This is a genomic window from Providencia sp. PROV122 (assembly GCF_028482365.1).
GTDB lineage: Bacteria > Pseudomonadota > Gammaproteobacteria > Enterobacterales > Enterobacteriaceae > Providencia > Providencia stuartii.
The window spans coordinates 14,175-39,945 of sequence record NZ_JAMPQI010000023.1 but is presented as its reverse complement, the minus strand read 5'-3'; the positions used below and the strand labels follow the sequence as shown (position 1 = coordinate 39,945).

Genomic DNA, 25,771 nt, shown 5'->3' with positions numbered 1-25,771 from the left:
TAATTGTTAGCCATATTTTAAAAACCTCGTTAAGTTGGGTGTATATTAAATTGCAATAATGATGAGAAAAACGCCATAATTAGCAAATGTTTGTTGCACAAATCGGTCAAATAGATGGATAGATTAACGGCGGTACAGGTTTTTATTAGTATTGTTGAGAATGGCAGTATGAGTGCCGCCGCAGATAAACTCGATATGTCACGAGCGATGGTGACCCGATATCTTGCTGAAATGGAACAGTGGGCTGGGGTACGTTTATTAAACCGTACGACAAGGCGGCTGAGTTTGACATCGGCAGGAGAAGGGGTTTATCAACAAGCGCTAAAGTTAAATGCACTCTCTTTAACTCTGCCTGTACAACAGCAACATGATGCGACTCAATTGACGGGGCTAGTGCGTATTAGTTGTGCTCAGTCGATTGCCAGCCAAGCGCTTTCTGTCGCAATAACCGAGTTTTTACAACACTACCCGAATATGGCGATTGATTTAAGTATTACAAATAAGGCGGTGAATCTGATTGAAGATAGGATTGATTTGGCTATCCGTATTACGAATCAATTAGAGCCGAGTTTGATAGCCAAGCCGCTTTCAACGTGCCACTCTGTGATTTGTGCAGCGCCATCTTTTTTCAAAGATAAAAAAATACCGACTAAGCCGGAGGATTTAGCGCCACTGGAATGTTTGACCTACAATTTTTTTGGGCGCAGTTTATGGCGTTTTGAAAAAGATGGGGAGCCTTTTTCCGTATTAGTAGGAGGGCGACTCAGTGCCGATGAATCTGTATTTTTGGCTCAAGCGGCATTAAATGGTGCAGGTATTGCTATGCAGCCTTATTTATCGGTCAAAAAATACTTAGAATCAGGGGAGCTGCTCCAGCTATTACCCGACTATGTGCCGCAGCCATTGGGAATTTATGCAGTGTATGCCAGTCGCCAAAATATGCCGACAACATTAAGAGCTGTACTGGATTTTTTAGGTAACTGGTTTACAACTTCAGAATATTGGCAGTCACTGATGCAGCAACGCGCTACTTAAATCCTGCTCAGTTTTGGCAAATGAAGCCCGTAAGTATTGGGTAAAAATATCTAATAGTTGTGATGATGGCCGGTGAATCGGCTTAATTAAACTCACCGTAAAAGGAATCGAAAAACTCAATGGGCGAATGATCAGCTTACCTGCTGATTGCTGGTGGAAATCCAAAGCGGTGATAGGGTTGACGATTGAAATACCGATGCCTTTTAACGCCATTGCGCAGATAGACGATGCTGAATGCGTCTCCATCACCATTTTTCGCTCAATTTGATGTTGAGCAAAAATGGTATCGATAATCTGCCGATAGCTGTCTGTTAGTGACAGGCTAATGAAGTTTTGTTGCTGAAAATCAATCGGTGTTAAAACGGGTTTATGCTCAAGGGGATGACCCGCCGGTAAGACACAAACCTCATTCAGCGAGCCTAATGTGAGTTGTTCTGTGCCTGGTGGCGTTTGTAAGTGTTCGGTTAGACCAAAATCATAACGTTGAGCCGATAGCCACTCTTCGAGGATTGGTGATTCTTGAGGGATCACTGTCAGATTGACGTCAGGATAATCAGCCATAAATGTTTGGCACACTTGTGGTAGTAATGATTGGGCGAAGGCGGGTAAGCATATGATGGAGATCTGTGCATTATCAAAACGGCGGATGGTTTGTACTGAGTTTTTTATCCGCTCTAAACCATAATAAGAGCGCTCAACCTCCTCAAAAAAGCGCAATCCCTGTGCTGTCGGGCGCAATCGGCCTTTAACGCGATCAAATAATTTGAACTGTAGCAGATGTTCAAGGCGAGCAAGCTCTCGACTAATGGTCGGCTGTGAGGTATTTAGCAGTAACGCTGCTTCTGTTAGATTCGGCGTCGTCATTACCGCCCGAAAGATTTCAATATGTCGCCAAGAGAGAGTTTGCATGATGTTTTTCTTTCTATATCAAAAATGAATAGACTTTAGCAAAATGGATATTTTTTTTCCCTAACTTTCTCTGAATAATAGGACAATATAAGAAAAAATTTACGTGCGAGAAAAACATGACCTCATTTGCCACCACTACTAGCCAATATTTAATGCCCGAATACTTATCGACGTTACCTGAACAGTTTGGTACCCCTGTTTGGGTGTACGACAGCTCAGTGATTATTGAGCGAATAAATCAGCTCAAACCCTTTGATACCGTGCGTTTTGCTCAAAAAGCTTGCTCAAATATTCATATTTTGCGCTTAATGCGTGAGCAGGGAGTCAAGGTTGATTCTGTTTCGCTAGGTGAAATAGAGCGTGCGCTTGTGGCTGGTTTTCAGGCTGGTCGTGAAAACTCAGAAATTGTTTTTACTGCTGATGTACTGGATAGAGCTACTTTGGCACGGGTGACTGAGTTAGATATTCCGGTGAATGCTGGATCTATTGATATGTTAAGCCAGATTGGTGAGCAAAAATCGGGTCATCCTGTTTGGTTGCGTATTAACCCTGGTTTTGGTCATGGTCATTCACAAAAAACCAATACAGGTGGTGAAAACAGTAAACACGGTATTTGGTATCAAGACCTACCAAAAGCACTGGAACAAATTCGCCGTTATAATCTGTCATTGGTTGGGCTACATATGCATATTGGCTCTGGGGTCGATTATCAACACTTAGCAAATGTCTGTGATGCAATGGTTGAACAAGTGATCTCGTCAAATGCGGATATTCAGGCGATTTCAGCCGGTGGTGGGTTATCGACACCTTATCGAGAACAAGATGAAGTTATCGATATTCAGCACTATTACAGCCTTTGGAACACTGCTCGCCAACGAATTGAGCGTCATTTAGGTCATTCTATTGAACTGGAAATTGAACCGGGTCGCTATTTGGTTGCTGAATCGGGGGTATTGCTCGCGGAAGTGAGAGCGGTTAAAACGATGGGAAGCCGCCACTATGTGTTGGTTGATAGTGGATTTAATGATCTGATGCGTCCTGCAATGTATGGGAGTTATCACCATATCTCTGTATTACCTGCTGAGGGGCGCTCATTAGAAAATGTACCTTTAAAAGAGACTATTGTCGCGGGGCCTTTGTGTGAATCGGGGGATGTGTTTACCCAGCAAGAAGGAGGAATGGTCGAGACCCGTTTACTGCCTGATGTGCAAGTAGGGGATTATTTGGTCTTCCATGATACTGGTGCTTATGGGGCGTCGATGTCATCAAACTACAATAGCCGCCCTCTGTTACCTGAAGTGTTATTAATTGAGGGTACGCCAAAACTTATCCGCCGTCGCCAAACGATTGAGGAATTATTGGCATTAGAGCTTTAATCTTTTTTGACGATACTGCTTTTTAAAGCAGTATCGTTACCAACTAATATTAAAATTCATTTATTAAAATACTATTCCTGACCTATTTTCTTTCGGTTTTTAACTCATCCTATCTCAGAAATTAAGCGATAAAAAATAAGTTTATATGTTGAAAAAATAAACATATATTCATTGTAATAACTAAGGTTAATTTATTATTGCTTGAACCTATAACTAAAATTATTTGTTTATATTGAAATAAGGCCACCTATAAATAAAAAACGGCCAGTTTATTGAATAATGATAAATATTACTTTTGTATCGTGAGTTTAACTATTTTTATCGAGAGCAGTAGGTTTCCCTATTTTAGAGTAAACCAATAGATTGTTTTTTATCCAAAGTAGACGTATGTCCAATTAACCTGTAGGGATATTGGTATCTATCTTTTGAGTTTCTATTATTAGGGCGCTTTCAGGTAGGCGGATTAAAGTTATTACTTTTACATTCAGACTGCGGTTTATGGGTTGAAAAAATAAGTTGTTATTTTAAAATATTATAAATTCTGGATAGTGTAGATGACTTCACTTAGTGAATTCTAGATTGCCATAAAATTAGCCGTCATTATTGTAAAGAATTGAATATTACCCTTGATCCATTCGTTCAGATGCACTTTAATGCTCACCATTCATTTACTGAATGGACGAATGGTAACCTTCAGTGTTTTAGAGAGTTTTTTGCTGATTTAATGATTAGATAAGTGAATGGCTGTCTAAAGTTGCTGATATTAATTATCATAGATAATGAATTCAACAATGAAGAAAAAAGCGTTTTGTTAAATACCCTTAAACTAGACGATATCTTTGAGGACGAGCATTAATCTGTGGCACAGCAAATACGTTGGTGTAATTTTAGCGGGAGAGTCTCTGACAAACTGACTCATTTCGTATTTAGCTTATTCATCACCTTCATGACATTGTTAAGTCATGGAAAGGATGTGGTACTAAAATAGGTTAATGGCGCTGAATTTACTCCGGTAGCGTCTGAATATAGGCTAAAAAACCATAGTTTATGTCTGGTAAATATATCGCCAAATTAAAGGTAAATTTGACAACATAAATATTGCAGTAAGGGATAATATCTCTTAAGCACTTAGTGGATATCTTTTGAACTGAAATAGTAAGAGATAAACACATAAATGTTATGCTGCTTTGATGACCATTTTTATTATGGGCAAAGTGGCTTCTTATATGAATGACTGATGAGAAGGTGTAATGGCATCTTCACTAGAGGTCATTTCTAGATTTTATAAAAAGCAATATCATAAAATAGGGAACTGAATATGAAAAAAGCATTACTAATTTCAGCACTATTAGCCAGCAGCGTAGCGATGGCTGATAATTCTTCAATCGTTCGTACCGCAGTACCTGACTTCCCAATCTCGAGCGTAGTTGAAGTACCTGCGAATATGAAAACCTATTATTTCAGCGGTGTTGTTCCATCAAAACAAGCTGATGGTTCATTCGGTAAAAACACAGAAGAACAAACCGTCAATGTGCTTAACTCAATTAAGTCTGCATTGGAAAAACAAGGCCTAGGATTAGGTGACGTTGTTAAAATGCAAGTTTTCCTTGTTGCAACACCAGAAACAGGAAAAATGGACTTTGACGGCTTTATGAAAGGTTATACTCAATTCTTCGGTACTAAAGCTCAGCCTCTGACACCAGCTAGATCAGCAATGGAAGTGAAGGCTCTGGTTCACCCTGAATGGTTGGTTGAAATTGAAGTTACTGCGGTTAAAAAATAAGCCGTTTTAGCAATCAATTTCCAGCCTTAATATAGGCTGACCGCCTTTTGATGATAAAACTCTCGGTAATATTTATCGGGAGTTTTGTATTTTAGCGCTAAATAAAAACGCCGCTGTAATTATCTACTAACCAAACTTCTTAGTATTTCGACCTAAAGGCAATAGTCACATAGCATCTGCCGTTTGAAGGGGAGTGGTGTCGAACAGTGAAATGCCCATACAAACGGCCTTATAGCAGGAATGGGTAGCGAGCGTGATTGCTCCACTAACAAAATGATTATTGTATAAAAAGACACACCATCCTCTACCTTATGACTTTTTAATAAATATTCAGTTTCCTTTTATGAGCCAGTTTCCATGCAAAAAATAAAGCCCCAATATGCTTGGGGCTTTATGGCGCTGACAATGTAGGCAGCTAATTAAGCGGCTTGCTTTTTCTTAGCTTGCTTTTCATTTTCCTCGCGAGGGTTTTTTTCACTGTGTACGCCTAGAGCATCAAACTCAAATTCATCAACATTGATGGTGCGTAGACGGCTTGCCTCTGCTTTACGTAAAATATCAGCTTCTTCTTGTGTGATAATATTTTCAGGCAACATCTGCTCTGCCAATTTATCTAAGCGAGTGAAGCTAAACTTGCGCTCTTTCAGACGGCAGATGCGCTCAAAAATTGGCTCTGCAGCGATGATGTCATACAGTGCCTGATTCACTAAACCATGCGGGTTATGCTCTGTTGGTGTCAGATATTGCCCACGACCGATCCTGTCACGAGTTTCAGATGGCTCCATTAACAGTTGTGCTAGCTTGTGGTCTAGGCGATCAGAAGGGGCAGACATAGCACGACCAGTCGGGAACAAGGTAATGCGCATTAAACCTGCAACCATTCTATTTGGGAAGTTTTTCAATAAATCATCCATCGCCTTCTCAGATTGATACAGACAATCTTCTACAGCCCATTTTACCAGTGGTAAATCCGCTTTTTGACGACCTTCATCTTCATAACGCTTAAGTGTTGCGGTTGCTAAATATAAGTGGCTGAGTATATCGCCTAAGCGTGCAGAGATACGCTCACGACGTTTTAAGCTACCACCTAAAACAGCCATGGAGATATCGGCAAGTAAGGCAAGGTTAGCACTTTGGCGATTTAACATTTGATAGTAACGACGCGTTTCATCTTTTGTTGGCGCGCTACTTCCTCGACCATTGGTTAATCCCAACCAGAAACTACGGACTTGGTTGCTAATAACATGTCCAATATGACCAAATACCGCTTTATCAAATTTGTGCAGATTATTGTCTTGTGCTGCCGCCATCTCTTCCAGCACATAAGGATGGCAACGAATAGCCCCTTGACCAAAGATGATCATGCTACGGGTTAAGATGTTGGCACCTTCAACGGTAATGGCGATTGGCGCACCTTGGTAAGCTCGACCAACAAAGTTAGATGGGCCAAGACAAATGCCTTTACCACCCGTAATATCCATGGCATCGATGACTGAATGTTGCCCACGGTGAGTACAGTGGTATTTAACGATAGCAGATAGCACGGCAGGTTTTTCACCTAACATGATACCAGAGGTAATCAATGTAGCAGCAGCATCCATCAAATAGGCATTACCTGCGATACGAGCGAGCGGCTCTTCAATCCCTTCCATCTTACCAATAGGCAATTTAAATTGGCGACGAATATAAGCGTAGGCTCCTGTCGCCATTGCAATGCTCTTTAAGCTACCTGTCGAGTTAGATGGCAGAGTAATTCCACGACCTACAGATAAACACTCCACAAGCATACGCCAGCCTTGGCCTGCCATTTTAGGGCCACCGATAATGTAGTCGATAGGAACAAAGATGTCTTTTCCGCGCGTTGGTCCATTCATAAATGGAATATTCAGTGGGAAGTGACGATGGCCTATTTCGACGCCTGGGGTATTAGTGGGGATTAACGCACAGGTGATCCCTAACTGTGTTTCACCACCCAATAAACGATCGGGATCCGATAATTTGAAAGCCAACCCAAGAACTGTCGCGATGGGGGCAAGAGTGATATAGCGTTTGTTCCAATTTAAACGCATACCTAACACTTGCTCTCCTTGCCATTCACCCATACAGACAACGCCAGTATCAGGGATAGCACCGGCGTCAGAGCCAGCTTCTGGGCTAGTAAGCGCAAAACAAGGGATCTCTTCACCTGTCGCTAAGCCAGGGAGGTAACGTTTTTTCTGTTCATCAGTACCATAATGTTGCAGCAACTCACCTGGCCCCAATGAGTTAGGAACACCAACGGTGATAGCTAAGATACCGGAGACACCCGCCAATTTTTGTAAAACTTGGGATTGCGCATAGGCAGAGAACTCAAGGCCACCATACTCTTTTTTGATGATCATGGCGAAGAAGCGGTGCTCACGTAAATATTGCCAAACTTCTGGGGGGAGATCGGACAATTCATGGCTTACTGCAAAATCATTCACCATGCCACAAACCGTTTCTACAGGGCCATCAATGAAGGCTTGTTCTTCAGCCGTCAGCTGTGGTTTTGGGTAATTATGTAATTTATTCCAATCCGGTGCGCCACGGAAAAGATCACCTTCCCACCATGTTGTTCCTGCATCAATGGCTTCTTTCTCTGTACGAGACATGGGAGGCATGACTTTTTGGAACATTTTCAGTGCACGCACTGAAACCAGTGATTGACGCACGGGAGTGAAAACAAAAGGGAATAACACAAGAGCCACTGGCAGTAACATCCAGTAACTCCATACATCAAGTACCCCCATAACGGCGGTATAGGCAAGTAACAGAACGGTACTCAATGTTAACGAAGTCTTGTGGTAACAGAGAATACCGATTAATGCGAGAAATAGAATTATGCTGAGTAGGGTCATAGGGAAACTCCTGTCTACTTGTAAGAGGTCTGACCTGTTGTTTCTCTTAATCTATATCCAGTAATAAACAATTAGCAAGACATTTACATCTTAATTACAACTTGGCTCACAAAATCACCAAATAATGTTTGGTGATTGTTTCATAAAAAAATTTGTGAGATAGATGAAGTAGGCGCAAAGGGAGAAAAAGAGGCAAAACGCATTGATTAGCCCTAAATGCATAAATCAAGCGTAATCAGATGTAGAAAGAAAATGTACCCTGTGTAACAATCTGAGTAGTAAAGATTAATTACCTATCTTGATGCCGTTTATCATGGCACAAAACTCGTTAAATTTAAGGGGAAATCTCATGTATCAAGACCTGATCCGTGGTGAATTATCAGAAGCGGCCGATACGTTGGCAAAATTCCTTAGTGATGATGCAAATATTCAGGCTATTGAGCAAGCGGCGGTGTTACTGGCAGATTCCTTTAAAGCCGGAGGAAAAGTGCTTTCATGTGGTAATGGTGGCTCCCACTGTGATGCCATGCACTTTGCTGAAGAACTGACAGGGCGTTACCGTGAAAATCGCCCAGGCTATCCTGCTATTGCCATTTCTGATGTTAGCCACTTATCTTGTGTCAGTAATGACTTTGGCTATGAATATGTGTTTTCTCGCTTTATTGAGGCTGTAGGTAAAGAAGGGGATGTTCTTCTGGGCATTTCGACTTCTGGCAACTCAGGCAACATTATCAAAGCTATTAGTGCTGCGCGTGAAAAGGGCATGAAAGTGATTACGCTGACTGGGAAAGACGGCGGCAAAATGGCGGGTAGCGCAGATATTGAAATTCGTGTACCTCATTTTGGTTATGCGGATCGTATTCAGGAAATCCATATTAAAGTGATTCATATCCTGATCCAGCTGATTGAAAAAGAAATGGTAAAGTAGTTTCTTAAACTATAGAGGGTCTTGTAATGTGCGAATTACTTGGCATGAGTGCAAATGTGCCAACAGATATTAACTTCAGCCTAAGTGGACTGATATCCCGTGGGGGGCAAACTGGCCCACATAAAGATGGTTGGGGGATCACGTTTTATGAAGGGCTGGGGTGTCGCACTTTTAAAGATCCTCAACCTAGCTTTTTATCCCCAGTGGCACGCTTTGTGCAGGAGTATCCAATCAAATCGGAAACGGTGATAGCACATATTCGCCAAGCGAATCGAGGTGATGTCACACTAGCAAACACGCATCCTTTTACGCGTGAATTGTGGGGACGTAATTGGACCTATGCACATAACGGGCAATTAAAAGGGTATCGCTCACTAAATACAGGGCATTATCGACCGATAGGTGAAACAGACAGCGAAAAAGCATTTTGCTGGATTTTGAGCCAACTTGCAGCGAAATATCCGAAAACCCCCTCGAATTGGCCCGCTGTTTTCCGTTTTATTGCGGTGCTGGCTGAGCAGTTACGTCGTAAAGGCGTATTTAATATGCTGCTATCAGATGGGCGTTACGTAATGGCATTTTGTTCAACCAATCTTTATTGGATCACTCGTAAAGCTCCATTCGGTAAGGCGAAATTACTCGATCAGGATATTGAAATCGATTTTCAAAGTTGCACAACACCAACCGATATTGTTTCAGTGATTGCCACGCAGCCGCTAACAGGTAATGAAAATTGGCACAAAATTGAACCGGGTAGTTTCGTGCTATTTCACCTCGGCCAACGTATATTGTGATCGAAGTCTCAATAAAGTATCCGACCTTTCTGGCAAGCTATTCACAGCATACTTTCCTGATGTTACAGAGATTTGTGCGGGCTTGCCTACATCCTGAAAGTAATCATAAGCCGGTTTTAGTTGCTGCCAGAAAGCGTAATGGCTGGAGTTTCTGTGGATCAACATATTTTCTTTTGTCATTCGAAACGGGTAAATACTGACATCAATCGTGCTTTGTCCACTTTTAAAAGCACTTTCAACAGTTTGGTAGATTTCACTCATGTATTTATCTGTCATCGCATAGCAACCAACAGAAACACAGCCGCCATGTATCATCAAGTAGTTACCTTCATAGCCCTGTGCTCGGTCATATTCATTAGGAAAACCTAAATTAATAGATCGGTAATACCGACTGTTTGGATTTAGTTGGGAGGCGGTTATTTGATAAAAGCCTTCAGGGCTTTTTAGATCACCTTCGCACTTTTTAGGGCCTAGCCCGCCCGAAAACTTACAAATTGGATAAGTTTTAGATAAGTTATATTTTCCGTTCGGCGCTTTTTGATATAGCTCCAAGACGCCTTCTTGCTTAAATATCTGAATAAAGATCGCGGAATTTTGCTGGTTAGTTGTTTTACTATTAAGCAAAAATGAATGGTTATTCGCTTCAGCAACCGTAATTTGCAGAAAAAACAGGTTGAAAATAAAGCTAATAAGGATATTTTTATTCATACTTAAACCAAATTTAAATGAGTATTTTTGCCTAAAAAAAAGACATTATGGCGCTATTTTAAATGAGCTAAAAGTAATTTGATATAGCCTATTAATAGTTTCGTACGGAATAGATATTGTGTGAAAATCGCACAGCGTTCGATAAATATGATGTAAATGCTCGTTTTTTACGAATAATTATAAAGAAAGTTGAAAATTTATTGTAATTTGCTTGAGCTAAGTCACTTGAATATCCGGACAGAAGTCGGGGGAACTGATAAAATTACGAGCGGCAGAAAGAGAATAGCTTCACGATATCGAGAGAATTATTTGCTTGAGTTATGTGAGTAACTTGAGCTGTTTTTATTTACTGAGTCGCTATGGTCTATGTCAGGATCATTAGCTTAGGGTTAACTTAGAAACTTGTGCAGATCTTATGATTAAAATTAAAAAAGGACTCAACCTTCCTATTGCAGGTGAGCCAGCCCAAGTAATAGAAGACGGCCCGAAAATTCAACACGTAGCATTGCTAGGTGAAGAATATGTCGGAATGCGTCCTTCTATGCTGGTTAAAGAAGGTGAGCACGTTAAAAAAGGGCAGGTTCTTTTTGAAGATAAAAAGAACCCTGGTGTCTTATTCACTAGCCCAGCCTGCGGTAAAATTATTGCTATTCATCGTGGTGAGCGTCGTGTACTCCAATCCGTTGTTATCGAAATTGATGGTGACGAGCAAGAGGCCTTTGCTGCTTATAAGCGTGAAGAGCTTGCAGGATTGACTCGTGAACAAGTCGAAGAAAACTTGGTTAAATCAGGTTTATGGACAGCATTGCGAACGCGTCCATTTAGCCGCTCACCGGCACTGGGTTCCTCACCCGCCGCGATTTTTGTAACGGCGATGGATACCAACCCACTTGCTGCTGACCCACTTGTGATTATTCGTTCACAACAACAAGCTTTTAATGATGGTTTAACCATTATTAGCCATTTAACCGAAGGTAAAGTGCATGTTTGCCATGGCGCGGGGGATTTAGCGAAATCTGATAATCACCCTCAAGTGAGCTATAGCGAATTTGCAGGCCCTCATCCCGCAGGCTTAGTCGGTACTCATATTCATTTTCTTGAGCCTGTGAGCCTCAATAAAAAAGTATGGCACCTTAATTATCAAGATGTCATTGCGATTGGTAAGTTATTCACAACAGGCTATCTATGTACTGATCGCGTGATTGCCCTTGCGGGGCCTCAAGTTGAGAAACCACGTTTAGTTAAAACTCGTCTTGGTGCGGATCTCTATGAGTTAACAAAAGGTCAGCTCAAAGAGGGAGATAACCGCATTATTTCTGGCTCTGTACTGTGGGGCGTACCTTGTGATGATACACATCACTATTTAGGGCGTTTCCATAATCAGGTTTCAGTATTACGTGAAGGGCGTGAAAGAGAGCTTTTCGGCTGGATTTGGCCGGGCTTTAATAAATTCACCATTACACGTACAACGGTTGGCCATTTCTTGAAAGGCAAACGCTTCAACTTCACCACAACCATGAATGGTGGTGAGCGCTCAATGGTGCCAATTGGTAATTATGAACGTGTAATGCCTCTCGATATTATGATAACTCACCTGCTACGAGACCTCCTTTCTGGAGATACGGATTCATCTCAGGAATTGGGGTGTCTAGAGTTGGATGAAGAAGATCTGGGACTGTGTACTTATGTATGCCCGGCTAAATATGAATATGGCCCTGTACTTCGTGATGTACTGACCAAGATTGAGCTAGAAGGGTAATTCCATGGGTTTGAAAAATTTATTTGAAAAGCATGAGCATCATTTTGAGCCTGGTGGAAAGTTAGAAAAACTCTATCCATTGTTTGAAGCTGTTACGACAGTCTTCTATACGCCAGGAACGGTGACTAAAGGTCGTTCTCACGTTCGTGACACAATAGACCTGAAACGCATGATGATCTTGGTTTGGTTATCTGTATTTCCTGCGATGTTTTGGGGGATGTATAACGTTGGTAACCAAGCCATTCCTGCACTTTACCACTTATACAGTGGGGCTGAGCTACAGCAAGTTTTAGCGAGTGATTGGCACTATCGCTTAGCTCAATTCTTGGGGGCATCATTAACACCTGATGCAGGCTGGGGTAGTAAAATGCTGCTTGGTGCAGTCTATTTTCTACCTATCTATGCGGTTGTTTTTGCAGTCGGTGGTTTTTGGGAAATTCTGTTTTCTCTGATCCGCGGTCATGAAATCAACGAAGGTTTCTTTATATCGTCCATCCTATTTGCCCTGATTGTGCCGCCAACTATCCCATTATGGCAGGCGGCGCTCGGTATTACATTTGGTGTGGTCATCGCTAAAGAAATTTTTGGTGGAACAGGGCGCAACTTCTTAAACCCTGCACTTGCAGGCCGTGCTTTCTTGTTCTTCGCTTACCCTGCACAAATTTCGGGTGATCTTGTTTGGACAGCGGCGGATGGCTTCTCTGGTGCAACCCCACTTTCTCAATGGGCTGCGGGCGGTGAGCGCGCGTTAATGAATACGGTATCTGGTGAGCCAATCTCTTGGATGCAAGCATTCCTAGGGAATATGCCTGGCTCTATCGGTGAAGTTTCCACATTGATGATTTTCATTGGTGGTGCCTTCATTATCTTCTTCCGTATTGCATCATGGCGCATCGTTGCTGGCGTTATGCTTGGGATGATTGCGATGTCTTACCTGTTTAACTTTATCGGGTCAGAGACGAATCCATTGTTTGCAATGCCATGGTACTGGCACATGGTTTTAGGTGGTTTTGCATTCGGGATGATCTTTATGGCGACGGACCCAGTTTCGGCCTCGTTTACAGATAAAGGCAAATGGGCCTACGGTATTTTGATCGGTGTAATGTGTGTGCTTATTCGTGTTGCAAACCCGGCATATCCGGAAGGCATGATGCTAGCAATCCTGTTCGCCAACTTGTTTGCTCCTCTGTTTGACTATCTGGTCGTTCAAGCAAATATTAAACGGAGAAAAGCCCGTGGCTAATGAAAAAACAACCAATAAAGATAGCGTCGGAAGAACGTTCATAGTCGTTTTTATTCTATGTCTAGTCTGTTCTATCGTCGTAGCCGGTTCTGCTGTAGGATTAAAATCTAAGCAGCAAGAACAAATTTTATTAGATACGCAACGTAATATTTTGAGTGTTGCAGGTCTATTGCAACCTAAAATGACAGCGGAAGAAGTTCAAAAAGTTTACAGTGACCGTATTGAACCTAAGCTGTTGAACTTCCAAACTAATGAGCTTTCTGATAGCAAGAGTCGCTTTGACCTCAATAGTGAATTACGTAGCGATGAAACCAGCATTGCACTTTCACCTGAAGAAGATATCGCCAAAATTCGCCGTCGTGCAAATACAGCTGAAATCTATCTTGTGAAAGATGAACAAGGCAAAATTTCACAAATTATTCTGCCTGTTTATGGGTCAGGACTATGGTCGGTGATGTATGCCTTCGTTGCGGTAGATGTGGATGGCGTGACTTCTCGTGGTATCACATATTATTCGCATGGTGAAACGCCAGGTCTTGGTGGTGAAGTCGATAATCCACAATGGAAGGCGCAATGGCCGGGTAAAAAACTGTTCAATGAGCAGGGGGTACCGGCAATAAAAATTGTCCGTAGTGGCTCTACAGATAGTCCTTATGGTATCGATGGCCTTTCAGGTGCAACGCTAACATCAAACGGCATTCAGCATATGTTTGATTTTTGGTTAGGTGATAACGGTTTTGGTCCGTTCCTGAAAAAAGTTCGTGAAGGAGCGCTGAATAATGGCTGATTCTAAAGAAGTAAAACGCGTCCTACTTGGGCCTTTGTTTGATAACAACCCAATTGCGTTACAGATCCTCGGGGTGTGTTCTGCACTGGCAGTAACGACTAAGCTGGAAACGGCTGTCGTCATGACCATCGCAGTAACTTTGGTTACCGCGTTCTCTAACTTTTTTATCTCATTAATTCGCAACTACATTCCAAGCAGTGTGCGGATCATTGTTCAGATGGCAATTATTGCTTCTTTGGTTATCGTTGTTGACCAAATTTTGCGTGCCTATGCTTATGAGATATCTAAGCAGCTGTCGGTGTTCGTCGGCCTTATCATTACAAACTGTATTGTTATGGGTCGTGCAGAAGCCTATGCCATGAAAGCGCCACCGGTAGAAAGCTTTATGGATGGTATTGGTAATGGCCTTGGTTATGGTGTCATTCTGATCCTCGTTGGTTTCCTACGCGAGCTGTTCGGCTCTGGCAAATTGTTTGGTATTACCGTTATGGAATCATTGCAAAATGGTGGTTGGTATATGCCTAATGGTTTGTTCCTGTTAGCGCCTAGTGCATTCTTTATCATTGGTATGCTGATTTGGGGGTTACGTACCTTGAAACCAGCTCAGGTAGAGAAGGATTAAGTCAATGGAACATTATATTAGTCTGTTCGTAAAAGCCGTGTTCATTGAAAACATGGCATTGGCATTCTTCCTCGGTATGTGTACATTTTTGGCAGTATCGAAGAATGTTAAGACAGCTTTCGGTTTAGGTATTGCTGTTACCGTGGTGTTAGGTATTTCTGTACCTGCCAACAACCTTGTGTACAACCTAGTACTGCGTGATGGTGCATTAGTTGAGGGGGTCGATTTATCTTTCCTTAACTTTATTACCTTTATCGGGGTTATTGCAGCACTGGTGCAAATTCTGGAAATGATTTTAGACCGTTATTTCCCGTCACTTTATAACGCATTGGGTATCTTCCTGCCGTTGATTACCGTTAACTGTGCAATCTTTGGTGGCGTCTCTTTCATGGCTCAGCGCGATTACAACTTTAGCGAATCTATCGTTTATGGATTCGGCTCAGGTATCGGCTGGATGTTAGCAATTGTGCTGTTAGCATCGATTCGTGAAAAGATGAAATATTCAGATGTTCCGGCGGGTCTGAAAGGCTTAGGTATTACCTTTGTCACCACCGGTTTGATGGCACTGGGCTTTATGTCCTTCTCCGGTGTGCAGCTATAAAGGCGAGAAGAATTCATGGATATTATTATTCTAGGCGTAGTGATGTTTACCCTGATTGTCTTGGTGCTAACAGGTCTGATCCTGTTTGCTAAATCCAAGTTAGTCAATACAGGGAACATCAAAGTTGAAGTTAACGGCGACCCTGATAAGAGCTTTGAAGCTCCCGCAGGTGACAAGCTGTTAGGTATGTTATCTAACCAAGGGATTTTCGTTTCATCTGCTTGTGGTGGTGGTGGCTCCTGTGGTCAATGCCGCGTGAAAATCAAAGAAGGTGGTGGGGATATCCTGCCAACAGAGCTTTCTCACATTAATAAACGTGAAGCGAAAGATGGTTGCCGTTTAGCTTGTCAGGTGAACGTTAAACAAGACTTAAAAATTGAGTTACCAGAAGAAATTTTTGGGGTGAAAAAATGGGAATGCGAAGTTATTTCTAATGATAACAAAGCAACTTTCATTAAAGAACTGAAACTGAAAATTCCTGAAGGTGAAGTCGTACCATTCCGTGCAGGTGGTTACATTCAGATAGAATGTCCACCACACGTAGTGAAATATGAAGATTTTGATGTTCCAGAAGAGTACCGTGAGGATTGGGATAAATTTAATTTGTTCCGCTATGTTTCTGAGGTAAAAGAACCCACAGTTCGTGCTTATTCAATGGCTAACTACCCAGAAGAACACGGGATCATCATGTTGAACGTGCGTATTGCTACACCGCCACCACGTAATCCAGATGTTCCACCGGGCATCATGTCATCTTATATTTGGTCGCTAAAACCGGGTGATAAAGTGACAATTTCTGGGCCATTTGGTGAATTCTTCGCTAAAGAAACCGATGCAGAGATGATCTTTATTGGTGGTGGTGCGGGTATGGCACCAATGCGTTCACATATTTTTGATCAGTTAAGACGTCTAAATTCGAAACGTAAGATCAGCTTCTGGTATGGTGCTCGTTCTAAGCGCGAAATGTTCTATACAGAAGACTTTGATCAATTAGCGGCTGAAAACGAAAACTTTACTTGGAATGTTGCACTTTCTGACGCATTGCCGGAAGATAATTGGGATGGTTATACCGGGTTTATTCATAATGTATTGTATGAAAACTACCTGAAAGATCACCCTGCACCAGAAGATTGTGAATTCTACATGTGTGGGCCACCAGTGATGAACGCTGCGGTTATCAAGATGCTTAAAGATCTTGGTGTAGAAGATGAAAACATCTTGTTGGATGATTTCGGTGGTTAAGTAACCCTAGAGTTGTTTGTATATACTTTAAATAATTCGAGGTACAGCGAGACGGCAGGCCAATGAGTGACTAGGAATTTAAACAGCTTTGTGACTCGTGTGAATGAATGCCATCAATAATGTTGAAACTTGAAGTATGGCGAGTATAGCGCCCACTTGTGTGGGCGCTTATTATTGAAGCAGAGAAAATTATGCTGAACAGAAAAGTGATTACCCCAGTGCTGCTATTTGCAGCGACACTATTGTTGGCTGCCTGCGGTGGGCCTGAACAGGCAAACCTTCAGGGTCAGACAATGGGAACCTACTATTCCATTAAATATGTTGCTGAATCTTCATCGCCAAGCAGTGAATCTATCCAAGCTGAGATAGATAAGCGCTTAGAAGAAGTGAATGATCAGATGTCAACTTATCGTCCAGACTCGGAATTAAGTCGCTTCAACCAATTTAAAGAGGTTAATGTTCCTTTTCCTGTTTCAGCAGCAACAGCGAAAGTTGTTAAAGAAGCCATACGTATTAATGAATTAACTAATGGTGCATTAGATGTCACGGTAGGGCCGTTAGTCAATTTATGGGGCTTTGGGCCAGAAGGGCGAGTAACCAAAGCACCAACAGATAGTGAATTGGAGAAACGTCGTGCATGGGTTGGTATAGAAAAGCTGTCTGTGCAGGGCAATAACTTAATTAAAACAATCCCTGAATTGTACGTCGACCTTTCTTCGATAGCAAAAGGCTATGGCGTTGATGTTGTGGCTGAATACTTGGAGTCAATTAATATCAATAATTATATGGTTGATATTGGTGGTGAAGTACGTACAAAAGGGAAAAATGGTAAAGGTGCACCTTGGCGGATTGCGATTGAAAAACCACAAACCGATGGCGTAAACCAAACGGCTCAGGAAGTGATTGAACCTGGTGATATGTCTATAGCTACCTCTGGTGATTATCGCAACTATTTTGAACAAGACGGTGTGCGCTTCTCTCATACCATCGACCCAAAAACAGGGATGCCAATTAAACATAACCTCGTTTCGATTACGGTACTGGCACCAACTTGCATGAGTGCTGATGGGCTATCGACCGGGCTTAATGTATTAGGGCCTGTTGAAGGTTTTGCCTTAGCTGAAAAGCTCGATATTCCTGTGTTTATGATCATTAAGACAGAAAAAGGCTTTGAAGAGCGTTATACTAAGGCATTCGAGCCATTTTTACAGAAAAAGCAGTAATTAGGAGGATGTAAGAATGCTAAATGTTTTTATTGCAGCTTTCGTCCTATTCCTACTGGCATTTCTCGGTATGTCACTAGGGTATATTATTAAGCGCAAAAGTATTCAAGGTAGCTGTGGTGGGTTAAGCAGTATTGGTGTTGAAAAAGTCTGTGATTGCCCTGAACCTTGCGATGCCCGTAAAAAACGTATGGCACGGGAAGAGGCTCGCCAAAAGGCACTTGAAAAACACCGCATTATTTAAATAGTCGATATTAGTATGATGACAGCCTTAACTGCGAACATTCACAGTTAAGGCTTATTTTTTATTTGGCGGTCTAATTAAGACAGATAGCCTTAACGTAAAACCGATTAGATAAAGCCAGCTAAAATTTACTTAATGATTTCGCTTTTAAAAGTTTTAGGGGAATCAACCATCACGGCATCCGCACCAATTTCTTTAGCTAATTGATAATCTGCCGCACTATTGACACCAAATAGAACAATGTAGGCCTGACCATTTTTTCTAAAGCAATCAATGGCTTCTTTATCCCATGACAACGTTGCAGGTGAGCGAGCCTCTCCTAACGTATATTTCTCTACAACCTCGACTTTACGGTGTAATTCAAAGCCATACCAACGCGATTTAGATTGTGCATCACTGCTGACTGAACAATGATGATTCATCGCGCTATTCGCTAAGATAGTGCGTGTTTCATCACGGCTTTCAAAGGTATTAATTTTATCGGAGCGCTTGGTTAGAGCTTTTACAAATGCATCATTGGTTGAATAAAACCGAGTATTTTTAAAAGCATTATTTTTTTCGAGCAGGGAGTACACCGCTTCTGCTTGAGTATCTGGATCGGCGTCAGGTGATTTTAAATCAATATAAAACGCAGTATCTGGATATTTTTTAAGAATGGATCCAAGTGTTGGGATCGTGGTTTGCTGTAACGGTAATTGAAGATGAGCTTTTTTATTAAATTGATGGGCGGCATTGAACGTTGTGAGTTGTTGAGCGGAGTAATCGGAAATAACTCCTTTTTTATCGGTTAATGCCTCTAACTGGCTTGGCCGAAATAGAACAAGTTGATTATCTTTAGAGAGTTGGACGGTTAGCCAAATAATATCGGCGCTATTTTTCTTAGCCAGTTCAATTGCATAAAGCGTATTTTCTGGCGCATCTGCCGTTCCTGCTCTATGGGCAACAATTTGTGGTGATTGAGCGGCTGCACTGTAGCTGGCAAGAAACAATAAACTGATAGCCACCCCTTTTTTAATAGATGGCATTGCTGTTTTTGTCATATTTATTACCTATAATAATAGTTATCTCAATGAGTTAAATACGTTTCAGTGAGCTCTTTTTGTAATACTTTTCTTGCTACTTGTAAGTAGTACTTGATTGAATTAGGACTAACTTTTAACTGAGTTGCAATTTGTTGGTAAGTCATCCCTTCAAATTGCGCGAGTAAATAAGCTTGTTCCATATTTTCAGGTAGTTTGGCAAGTTGCTCAGACAGTAATTGCAATTGCTCTTCGACTACTAACTGAGTTTCTAAATTCCACTCTGGCTCAGGCTCCACCAGCAAACGTTGATATTCCGCTTCGATGCGTTGCCGACGATAAAAATTGGCGATGTTGCGTTGTGCCAGTGTGTACATAAAGGCTCTCGGAAATTGCAAAGTTTGGCAGCGATATGTTTCAATCGTATGAACAAAGACATCCTGTAAAATTTCGTTTGCGATATCGCTATTAGGTGTGCGCGCAAGAATATAGCGAAATAGGCTAGGGGCGTGCTGTTGCAAAAGTTGGCTTTCTTCTGCCAAGTCGCTATTTTCTATAGAGGGAGTGCGTGTTGTCATAAATAAAAATAATTATTATTATCATTTTTATTTTATTGTCAATTATGGACTCTCAGAGATGAGAGTCCATCGATTGCTTAGAAGTACTTGGTGATACTTAAGCGAACATCACGACCAACGCCTGAGACAGACTCCCCTAAGTAGGGATAGTAGTCACGGTCAAAGAGGTTAGTCGCGGTCACTCTAATATTGGTATCTGGAATAAATTCAGGTTGCCATTGCGCAAATGCGCCATAGAGTGCATAGCCTTTCGACTTTGGGTATCCCCATGAATCGGCTTTAGGATCTCTATCTGCGGGAGAGCGGACTTGATGACCAACAAAGTCACCGGTGAGACCAAAGTTGGCATTCCATTGAGGGAGTTTATACCCCAACATAACATGTAAGGTATCTGGTGGGATCTCACCAATCCATGTTTTTTGCCCAAACCAAGGGTCTCGAGGGGAAGCATCACGTTCACCCTTGATGGCGGAGTAGGCCATTTTACCGAATACATTCGGGCTATCATAAAATAGCTCAATTTCTAAGCCCTCAATGGTGTAACCGGGTAAGTTACGGTAATTGGATAAGGGGCGACCACAATCGTCAGTACCATTTTTCTTGGCTTCACAGTATTCACCACGGCGGCGGAATATCTCATCCTTTCCTCTGTTACGAAAAAGCGTGGTTCGTATTTGCAGCTGATCATTGGCCTGTATGACTTGATCAAAGTCGAGTATTGCGCCTAAACGTACCCCATCCATGCGCTCCTTACCCAAGTTTCGACTACTTCCGGTTAAACTACTATTGGCAAATTGCACCTCATATTGTTCATCAATAACAGGTGCACGCCATGTGCGGCTAACATCCCCGAATAAAGTGAGATTCGGTGTCGTTTTCCAAAGAATGCCTAAGTGAGGTGAAATACCACTATAAGTGACAGAACGGTAGTCATGACCAATTAGCGGGTCTTGCTCCATATAGGTTGCGGCTAAGTTTCCTTTACCTTTGTTCTGCACATAGTCATAACGTAAGCCCGGTGTGACAGTGAGTGTGTGCCAACTAATCGCATCTTGGAGATATACACTAGTGGTTTCTTGAACACCTGCTGGCATAAATTGTGGCTGATAATAACCATAGTTATATTTAGGGTTTTTCGCTTTTCCCGCATCAAACATCAAAATACCGCGATCATTTTTATGCCAACGAGCACCTATAGTAAGTTGATGTTCTAAACGACCAGTATCAAATAGACTTTCATTATGGATATCAAATAGCTGATCGGTATAGTCAACCCAACTTTTATTCCCTAAGCTGGAGGTTAAGTATTTTGAAGCATTTTCTGGTCGGGTATCATGCTGTTGACTCTTAGACCAAGCATAAGTTGTCGTTAGGTTTATCCAATCACTATTTTCAGGGATATAATTCCATTTCACACTATAGTTTTGATCTTGTTGATCCCGTTGGACCAATTTGCGTTTTATCGCACCGTCAAAACCATATTGCTCAATCTCTTTTTGCGTTGGTGTTGCTAACTCATCTCGTTTGGCTGCCCAAGGAACTAAGTTATCCGATTCGGAGCGCATTGCCGATAGACTGAGCGTGTGTTCATCATTGAGATAAAGGTTGGTTTTCAGTAAATAAGAGAGTTGGTCAGCTTGCGAAAAGCCAAATCGAGTGCCATCGGGGCGGCGTAAATCATCCCCTTTTCGTTTACTGATATACAGCAAACCATCTGCAACGCCATTTAATGTTTTACCATATAGTGCTGAACTGTAAATATTTTGGCGATCATTAGTGTGATAGCTATATTTGAACATAGCGCCAAAATGTTGATCCGCAAGTAGTAAGTCTGCGGGATCTTTGGTGGTAATTTTAACGGTTCCGCCGAAACCACCATTACCATCCATAATATTATGTGGTCCTTTATCAACGTCAATGCGTTTAATCAGCTCAGGCTCGATAAACACAGAGCCTTGGCGATATTTTTCAAACCCTTTAGGGGCATCATCAAGGGTCACTTTGACATCTTCCACATCGCCCATACCCCAAATATTTAGGGTTTGTCCACCGGGGCGAGGTGAACCTGATGAGGAGACCCCCGGTAGCTGATCAACTAATTCTGCAAGGTTATTAGCTTGAGTACGCTCAATATCCTTCAGTTTTAATACAGAGCTACCGGCACCGACACTGGAATTTAAATTACCAACAACAGAGAGCGCGGGGAATTGCACGACATCATCTTGTTGTTTTGTCTGTTTAACCTCTTCCGATGCACTTTGCCCAAATGCAGAGGAGGTAACAACAAGTAATCCAGCCAGAGAAAGGTGATTAAATGTTGATAAAAAGAGATGTGTAGAGTTATTGATTTTAAACCATGAAATATAATTTTTATTCATTATTTTCCTACTAATTAACCATTCTATAAACATCTTTAATGAGTCGTTTTGAGGTGGTTTTTCGGGTAATAAAAATAATAATTATTTTCATCTATGTTGCTTGCTTGAGGAATAATTGCACAGTCTATAAATATACTGTATATTTGAACAGTGTTGTTTGTCGATCAGATTGCTATGCGTAAAATAATTCATATCGATATGGACTGCTTCTATGCAGCGATAGAAATGCGTGATGACCCAAGTTTGCGCAATATTCCAATTGCCGTCGGTGGGAGTGCTGACCGCCGTGGTGTCATCAGTACCGCGAATTATGAAGCGAGGCGTTATGGCGTACATAGCGCCATGTCAACGGCGGTTGCATTAAGGTTGTGCCCTCATCTGAAAGTTGTACCGGGTAGGATGGCCCTTTATAAAGAAACCTCTTTACACATTCATAAAATCTTTTCCCAGTATACGGATTTAATAGAGCCTCTTTCTTGGGATGAAGCTTATTTGGATGTCAGTGAGTGTGAGCATTACCACAGCTCAGCGACATTGATTGCCCAAGCCATTCGCCAGCAAATTTTTGATGAACTGCAACTCACTGCTTCGGCAGGGATAGCCCCAATAAAGTTTTTAGCCAAGATAGCTTCTGATCTAAATAAACCGAATGGCCAATACGTGATCACGCCTCAAGCGTTGCCCGACTTTGTTTGGTCATTGCCATTAAAGAAAATTCCTGGGGTAGGGAAGGTAACCGCACAAAAATTACTCGATATGGGGCTAGAAACTTGTGGTGATGTACAAGGTTATGATGTGGTTAACTTAATCAAAGTGATGGGGAAATTTGGTCAAGTCCTGTGGGAGCGTTGCCATGGAATTGATGAACGCTCAGTCAATCCTGATAGGCTACGTAAATCTGTTGGTGTCGAACGCACACTGGCAGAAGATATTCAACATTGGGAAGATTGCTTACCATTACTTAATCAATTATATGAAGAGTTGGAAGTCAGGCTTATGAAAGTGAAACCGGACCGCCGTATTGCTCGGCAAGGGATAAAAATGAAATTTAATGACTTTCAGCAAACAACTCAAGAGCATGCTTATCCCATTTTAGACAAGCAAGACTTAATATCATTAGCTAAGCAAGTGTGGGAGCACCGCCGTAAAGATCGAGGTGTTAGGCTAGTGGGCCTGCATGTAACGTTATTAAGCCCACAGATAGAAAGGCAATTATTACTAGATTTCTAAAAAACACCCGCCATTAATGACGCTGATCCCATAAAGCTAGACCGTTCATTAAGACGGGTATTTGAAGAAACAATTAGTTTTTAACAGGGATCGCTTTTAAGACCGCTGTTAATAATTTCCAGTATTCACCAACACTGGCGATATGTACTCGCTCATCAGGTGAGTGCGCACCACGAATGGTTGGCCCAATAGAGACCATATCCATATCAGGGTAAGGCTTCTTGAATAGACCACATTCCAGACCTGCATGGATCACCATTACATTAGGAATTTTACCAAACAGTTTTTGGTAAGTTTCGCTAACTAAATGCATAACGGGTGAGTCTGCATCGGGTTGCCAACCTGGGTAGCTGCCTTCTGCACGGTATTGTGCTTGTGCGAGCTTGCTCACCGATGTCAGCATATTCACGACATAGTTTTTACCGCTGTCGATTAATGAACGAACGAGGAAAATCACTTCGGCTTTCTCTTCCGTCATCGTGACAACGCCTTCGTTAAGTGAGGTTTCTACCACACCTTTTGCGACATCGCTCATGCGGATCACGCCATTTGGCGCCGCATTTAAGAAGAACACAAAGCGTTTTTGGCACTCTTCAGTCAGCGCTTTCAAGTTGCTTTGAGTTTCTTCTAATAAAAGAACTAAGTTTGGCTCAACAACGGCCAGTTCATTTTTTAAGATGTCTTCATAGCGTGCTCTTAGGGCTGTTAGTTCAGCGACTTTATCCGCTGGAACAGCGATAATCACATGCCCTTCACGAGGGATAGCATTACGAACGGTTCCCCCAGTGAATTCTAACAGTTTTAAACCAAGCTCTTCTTGGTGGCCCGCAAGGAAGCGTGCCAACAGCTTGTTAGCATTACCTAAACCTAAATGAACATCACCACCAGAGTGACCGCCTTTTAAGCCTTTTAATGTCATGGTGAAGGTTTTGTAGCCTTGCGGTACGGCTTCACGAGTGAGGTCAAATGTTGTTGTAAAATCAACACCACCCGCGCAACCCATATAGATTTCGCCTTCTTCTTCTGAGTCAGTATTGATCAGAATATCCGCTTGTAGCCAACCTGCTTGTAAGCCAAAAGCACCGTCCATGCCTGTTTCTTCGGTCATGGTTAACAGTACTTCAAGTGGCCCATGTTCAACGCTATCATCTGCTAGCACCGCAAGGGTAGATGCCATTCCGATACCGTTATCTGCACCTAAAGTTGTGCCTTCTGCCGTGACCCACTCTCCATCAACGTAAGGGCGGATAGGATCTTTGGTAAAATCATGTACCGTGTCATTATTTTTCTGCGGAACCATATCTAAGTGTGCTTGCAGCACAACAGGTTTACGATTTTCATAGCCAGGTGTTGCCGCTTTGCGGATCAAGATATTACCAACTTGGTCACGTTCTACATGAAACCCTTTTTGTTTTGACCATTCGATAATGTGTGTTGCTAGCGCTTCTTCATGATGAGAAGGATGGGGAATTGAACAAATTTTGGCAAAAATATCCCATAATGGCTGTGGTGACAATTTGGCTAGTTCAGACACGTTAGATCTCCTTAAGCGACTTTGGTCTTATTTATTTTTAGCTACTTATTCTGCTTAAAAGGTGTGGCACAGATATTCAGGCCACACGATTGATTTTCTCAGCATACACCTAATTGTTATAAATAGTCAGTGTAAATCATATTAATTCATCACAATTATCCGTTTTTGCTGGTTTTTGCTGTGTCAAATCACTATAATCTCGCGCAACCTTTTTTCCGCAAGACACATTTCAGTATTACTCAGCAGTCGGGACCCGAATTTTATGAGCGAAAAATATGTCGTAACGTGGGATATGTTGCAAATACATGCCCGTAAACTCGCACAACGTTTATTACCAGTCGAACAATGGACCGGCATTATCGCGGTTAGCCGTGGTGGCCTTGTACCAGGTGCACTTCTTGCACGTGAATTGGGTATCCGCCATGTTGATACCGTATGCATCTCCAGCTATGACCATGACAACCAGCGTGAATTGAAAGTCATTAAACGTGCCGAAGGTGATGGGGAAGGTTTCATTGTCATTGATGACCTCGTTGACACTGGTGGTACTGCAAAAGCCATTCGTGATATGTACCCGAAAGCACATTTTGTGACAATTTTTGCAAAACCAGCAGGCCGCCCATTGGTGGATGATTATGTCGTTGATATTCCACAAAACACGTGGATTGAACAGCCATGGGATATGGGCGTGGTGTTTGTAAAGCCTTTGTGTGAGCAAGATAAATAAACCATAACGGTTTTGAGTTAGATCTAAATGACAGGTAAAAATAGCGCTAATATGGGGTGTGCCCTTTATTATGATGCTTAAAACATTATTACCTAATAAAATTAAACACGAAACGTTATGATAAGGGGGATGCAATAGCATTCCCTTTTTATTTTAGCTCAACCGACAGGTT

General features: G+C 42.0%; 22 protein-coding genes. 15 read left to right on the top strand and 7 right to left on the bottom strand.

Annotation, left to right across the window (positions count from 1 at the left end):
* Window positions 1-114: 114 nt before the first annotated feature.
* On the top strand, window positions 115-1,035 hold the full coding sequence (locus PSE69_RS15965; protein ID WP_121874994.1) for a LysR family transcriptional regulator: 921 nt from the start codon (window positions 115-117) through the stop codon (window positions 1,033-1,035).
* Here PSE69_RS15965 and PSE69_RS15960 read toward each other — a convergent pair.
* Window positions 1,009-1,944, bottom strand: coding sequence for a LysR family transcriptional regulator (locus PSE69_RS15960; protein ID WP_004923231.1), 936 nt, complete (start codon window positions 1,942-1,944; stop codon window positions 1,009-1,011). The genes PSE69_RS15965 and PSE69_RS15960 overlap by 27 nt on opposite strands.
* Before the next feature lie 116 nt (window positions 1,945-2,060).
* Between PSE69_RS15960 and lysA the strand changes: the two genes are divergently transcribed.
* Both lysA and PSE69_RS15950 read left to right on the top strand, forming a co-directional pair.
* Window positions 2,061-3,320 carry a diaminopimelate decarboxylase gene (lysA, locus tag PSE69_RS15955; protein ID WP_121874995.1) on the top strand — a complete coding sequence of 420 codons (1,260 nt, stop codon included), beginning with the start codon at window positions 2,061-2,063 and terminating at the stop codon, window positions 3,318-3,320.
* Window positions 3,321-4,638: 1,318 nt separating this feature from the next.
* On the top strand, window positions 4,639-5,103 hold the full coding sequence (locus tag PSE69_RS15950; protein WP_004923225.1) for a RidA family protein: 465 nt from the start codon (window positions 4,639-4,641) through the stop codon (window positions 5,101-5,103).
* 419 nt (window positions 5,104-5,522) lie between these two features.
* Here PSE69_RS15950 and fadE read toward each other — a convergent pair whose 3' ends face one another.
* Complete coding sequence (gene fadE, locus PSE69_RS15945) at window positions 5,523-7,982, bottom strand: acyl-CoA dehydrogenase FadE (RefSeq protein ID WP_040132885.1); 2,460 nt, start codon at window positions 7,980-7,982, stop codon at window positions 5,523-5,525.
* A 349-nt stretch (window positions 7,983-8,331) separates the two neighbouring features.
* Here fadE and lpcA point away from each other — a divergent pair, with 349 nt between their 5' ends.
* Entirely contained in the window at window positions 8,332-8,910 is a 579-nt protein-coding gene (lpcA, locus tag PSE69_RS15940; protein ID WP_014656671.1) for a D-sedoheptulose 7-phosphate isomerase, read from the top strand.
* Window positions 8,911-8,936: 26 nt separating this feature from the next.
* Window positions 8,937-9,704, top strand: coding sequence for a class II glutamine amidotransferase (locus tag PSE69_RS15935; protein ID WP_004923223.1), 768 nt, complete (start codon window positions 8,937-8,939; stop codon window positions 9,702-9,704).
* Here PSE69_RS15935 and PSE69_RS15930 read toward each other — a convergent pair.
* A complete protein-coding gene (locus PSE69_RS15930; RefSeq protein ID WP_121874996.1) occupies window positions 9,675-10,412 on the bottom strand; it encodes a L,D-transpeptidase family protein in 738 nt (245 codons plus the stop codon). The two genes, PSE69_RS15935 and PSE69_RS15930, sit on opposite strands and share 30 nt — an antisense overlap.
* 415 nt (window positions 10,413-10,827) lie before the next feature.
* On the opposite strand from PSE69_RS15930, the gene PSE69_RS15925 reads away from it, so the two are divergent.
* The 8 genes from PSE69_RS15925 (at window position 10,828) to nqrM (ending at window position 18,133) form a co-directional block, all read left to right on the top strand.
* Window positions 10,828-12,171 (top strand): Na(+)-translocating NADH-quinone reductase subunit A, encoded by a 1,344-nt coding sequence (locus tag PSE69_RS15925; RefSeq protein ID WP_121874997.1) that lies wholly within the window; start codon window positions 10,828-10,830, stop codon window positions 12,169-12,171.
* A gap of 4 nt (window positions 12,172-12,175) precedes the next feature.
* The gene (locus PSE69_RS15920) at window positions 12,176-13,414 is read left to right on the top strand and encodes an NADH:ubiquinone reductase (Na(+)-transporting) subunit B (protein WP_004923214.1); all 1,239 of its coding nucleotides are present in this window, start codon (window positions 12,176-12,178) and stop codon (window positions 13,412-13,414) included.
* Complete coding sequence (locus PSE69_RS15915) at window positions 13,407-14,201, top strand: Na(+)-translocating NADH-quinone reductase subunit C (RefSeq protein WP_004923212.1); 795 nt, start codon at window positions 13,407-13,409, stop codon at window positions 14,199-14,201. The genes PSE69_RS15920 and PSE69_RS15915 overlap by 8 nt, the downstream gene beginning before the upstream one ends.
* On the top strand, window positions 14,194-14,823 hold the full coding sequence (locus tag PSE69_RS15910) for an NADH:ubiquinone reductase (Na(+)-transporting) subunit D (protein WP_004923209.1): 630 nt from the start codon (window positions 14,194-14,196) through the stop codon (window positions 14,821-14,823). Before PSE69_RS15915 ends, PSE69_RS15910 begins: the two co-directional genes overlap by 8 nt.
* 4 nt (window positions 14,824-14,827) lie before the next feature.
* Window positions 14,828-15,424, top strand: coding sequence for an NADH:ubiquinone reductase (Na(+)-transporting) subunit E (gene nqrE / locus PSE69_RS15905; RefSeq protein WP_004923207.1), 597 nt, complete (start codon window positions 14,828-14,830; stop codon window positions 15,422-15,424).
* A 15-nt stretch (window positions 15,425-15,439) separates the two neighbouring features.
* Window positions 15,440-16,666 carry an NADH:ubiquinone reductase (Na(+)-transporting) subunit F gene (gene nqrF, locus PSE69_RS15900; RefSeq protein WP_004923204.1) on the top strand — a complete coding sequence of 409 codons (1,227 nt, stop codon included), beginning with the start codon at window positions 15,440-15,442 and terminating at the stop codon, window positions 16,664-16,666.
* 191 nt (window positions 16,667-16,857) lie between these two features.
* Complete coding sequence (locus PSE69_RS15895; protein ID WP_036943998.1) at window positions 16,858-17,889, top strand: FAD:protein FMN transferase; 1,032 nt, start codon at window positions 16,858-16,860, stop codon at window positions 17,887-17,889.
* 16 nt (window positions 17,890-17,905) lie between these two features.
* On the top strand, window positions 17,906-18,133 hold the full coding sequence (nqrM, locus tag PSE69_RS15890) for a (Na+)-NQR maturation NqrM (RefSeq protein ID WP_004923200.1): 228 nt from the start codon (window positions 17,906-17,908) through the stop codon (window positions 18,131-18,133).
* 128 nt (window positions 18,134-18,261) lie between these two features.
* Here the strand turns inward: nqrM and PSE69_RS15885 are convergent, their stop codons facing one another.
* From PSE69_RS15885 to PSE69_RS15875, 3 genes are all read right to left on the bottom strand, one after another.
* Window positions 18,262-19,173 carry a glycerophosphodiester phosphodiesterase family protein gene (locus tag PSE69_RS15885; protein WP_121874998.1) on the bottom strand — a complete coding sequence of 304 codons (912 nt, stop codon included), beginning with the start codon at window positions 19,171-19,173 and terminating at the stop codon, window positions 18,262-18,264.
* 26 nt (window positions 19,174-19,199) lie between these two features.
* Window positions 19,200-19,730, bottom strand: coding sequence for an RNA polymerase sigma factor (locus PSE69_RS15880; RefSeq protein WP_121874999.1), 531 nt, complete (start codon window positions 19,728-19,730; stop codon window positions 19,200-19,202).
* Between the two features lie 77 nt (window positions 19,731-19,807).
* A complete protein-coding gene (locus PSE69_RS15875; RefSeq protein ID WP_230088985.1) occupies window positions 19,808-22,108 on the bottom strand; it encodes a TonB-dependent hemoglobin/transferrin/lactoferrin family receptor in 2,301 nt (766 codons plus the stop codon).
* A gap of 174 nt (window positions 22,109-22,282) precedes the next feature.
* Between PSE69_RS15875 and dinB the strand changes: the two genes are divergently transcribed.
* Complete coding sequence (gene dinB, locus PSE69_RS15870; RefSeq protein WP_121875003.1) at window positions 22,283-23,338, top strand: DNA polymerase IV; 1,056 nt, start codon at window positions 22,283-22,285, stop codon at window positions 23,336-23,338.
* 73 nt (window positions 23,339-23,411) lie between these two features.
* Here the strand turns inward: dinB and pepD are convergent, their stop codons facing one another.
* Entirely contained in the window at window positions 23,412-24,872 is a 1,461-nt protein-coding gene (pepD, locus tag PSE69_RS15865; protein ID WP_004923192.1) for a beta-Ala-His dipeptidase, read from the bottom strand.
* 262 nt (window positions 24,873-25,134) lie between these two features.
* Here pepD and gpt point away from each other — a divergent pair, with 262 nt between their 5' ends.
* Window positions 25,135-25,599: a xanthine phosphoribosyltransferase gene (gene gpt / locus PSE69_RS15860; protein WP_004923189.1), complete on the top strand. Its 465-nt coding sequence runs from the start codon at window positions 25,135-25,137 to the stop codon at window positions 25,597-25,599.
* Window positions 25,600-25,771 lie beyond the last annotated feature (172 nt).

Excerpts from the sequence above, each read along its gene's own strand:
- PSE69_RS15965 (WP_121874994.1), top strand. The coding sequence starts at position 115 with ATGGATAGATTAACGGCGGTACAGGTTTTTATTAGTATTGTTGAGAAT.
- PSE69_RS15960 (WP_004923231.1), bottom strand. The coding sequence starts at position 1,944 with ATGCAAACTCTCTCTTGGCGACATATTGAAATCTTTCGGGCGGTAATG.
- lysA (WP_121874995.1), top strand. The coding sequence starts at position 2,061 with ATGACCTCATTTGCCACCACTACTAGCCAATATTTAATGCCCGAATAC.
- PSE69_RS15950 (WP_004923225.1), top strand. The coding sequence starts at position 4,639 with ATGAAAAAAGCATTACTAATTTCAGCACTATTAGCCAGCAGCGTAGCG.
- fadE (WP_040132885.1), bottom strand. The coding sequence starts at position 7,982 with ATGACCCTACTCAGCATAATTCTATTTCTCGCATTAATCGGTATTCTC.
- lpcA (WP_014656671.1), top strand. The coding sequence starts at position 8,332 with ATGTATCAAGACCTGATCCGTGGTGAATTATCAGAAGCGGCCGATACG.
- PSE69_RS15935 (WP_004923223.1), top strand. The coding sequence starts at position 8,937 with ATGTGCGAATTACTTGGCATGAGTGCAAATGTGCCAACAGATATTAAC.
- PSE69_RS15930 (WP_121874996.1), bottom strand. The coding sequence starts at position 10,412 with ATGAATAAAAATATCCTTATTAGCTTTATTTTCAACCTGTTTTTTCTG.
- PSE69_RS15925 (WP_121874997.1), top strand. The coding sequence starts at position 10,828 with ATGATTAAAATTAAAAAAGGACTCAACCTTCCTATTGCAGGTGAGCCA.
- PSE69_RS15920 (WP_004923214.1), top strand. The coding sequence starts at position 12,176 with ATGGGTTTGAAAAATTTATTTGAAAAGCATGAGCATCATTTTGAGCCT.
- PSE69_RS15910 (WP_004923209.1), top strand. The coding sequence starts at position 14,194 with ATGGCTGATTCTAAAGAAGTAAAACGCGTCCTACTTGGGCCTTTGTTT.
- nqrE (WP_004923207.1), top strand. The coding sequence starts at position 14,828 with ATGGAACATTATATTAGTCTGTTCGTAAAAGCCGTGTTCATTGAAAAC.
- nqrF (WP_004923204.1), top strand. The coding sequence starts at position 15,440 with ATGGATATTATTATTCTAGGCGTAGTGATGTTTACCCTGATTGTCTTG.
- PSE69_RS15895 (WP_036943998.1), top strand. The coding sequence starts at position 16,858 with ATGCTGAACAGAAAAGTGATTACCCCAGTGCTGCTATTTGCAGCGACA.
- nqrM (WP_004923200.1), top strand. The coding sequence starts at position 17,906 with ATGCTAAATGTTTTTATTGCAGCTTTCGTCCTATTCCTACTGGCATTT.
- PSE69_RS15885 (WP_121874998.1), bottom strand. The coding sequence starts at position 19,173 with ATGACAAAAACAGCAATGCCATCTATTAAAAAAGGGGTGGCTATCAGT.
- PSE69_RS15880 (WP_121874999.1), bottom strand. The coding sequence starts at position 19,730 with ATGACAACACGCACTCCCTCTATAGAAAATAGCGACTTGGCAGAAGAA.
- PSE69_RS15875 (WP_230088985.1), bottom strand. The coding sequence starts at position 22,108 with ATGAATAAAAATTATATTTCATGGTTTAAAATCAATAACTCTACACAT.
- dinB (WP_121875003.1), top strand. The coding sequence starts at position 22,283 with ATGCGTAAAATAATTCATATCGATATGGACTGCTTCTATGCAGCGATA.
- gpt (WP_004923189.1), top strand. The coding sequence starts at position 25,135 with ATGAGCGAAAAATATGTCGTAACGTGGGATATGTTGCAAATACATGCC.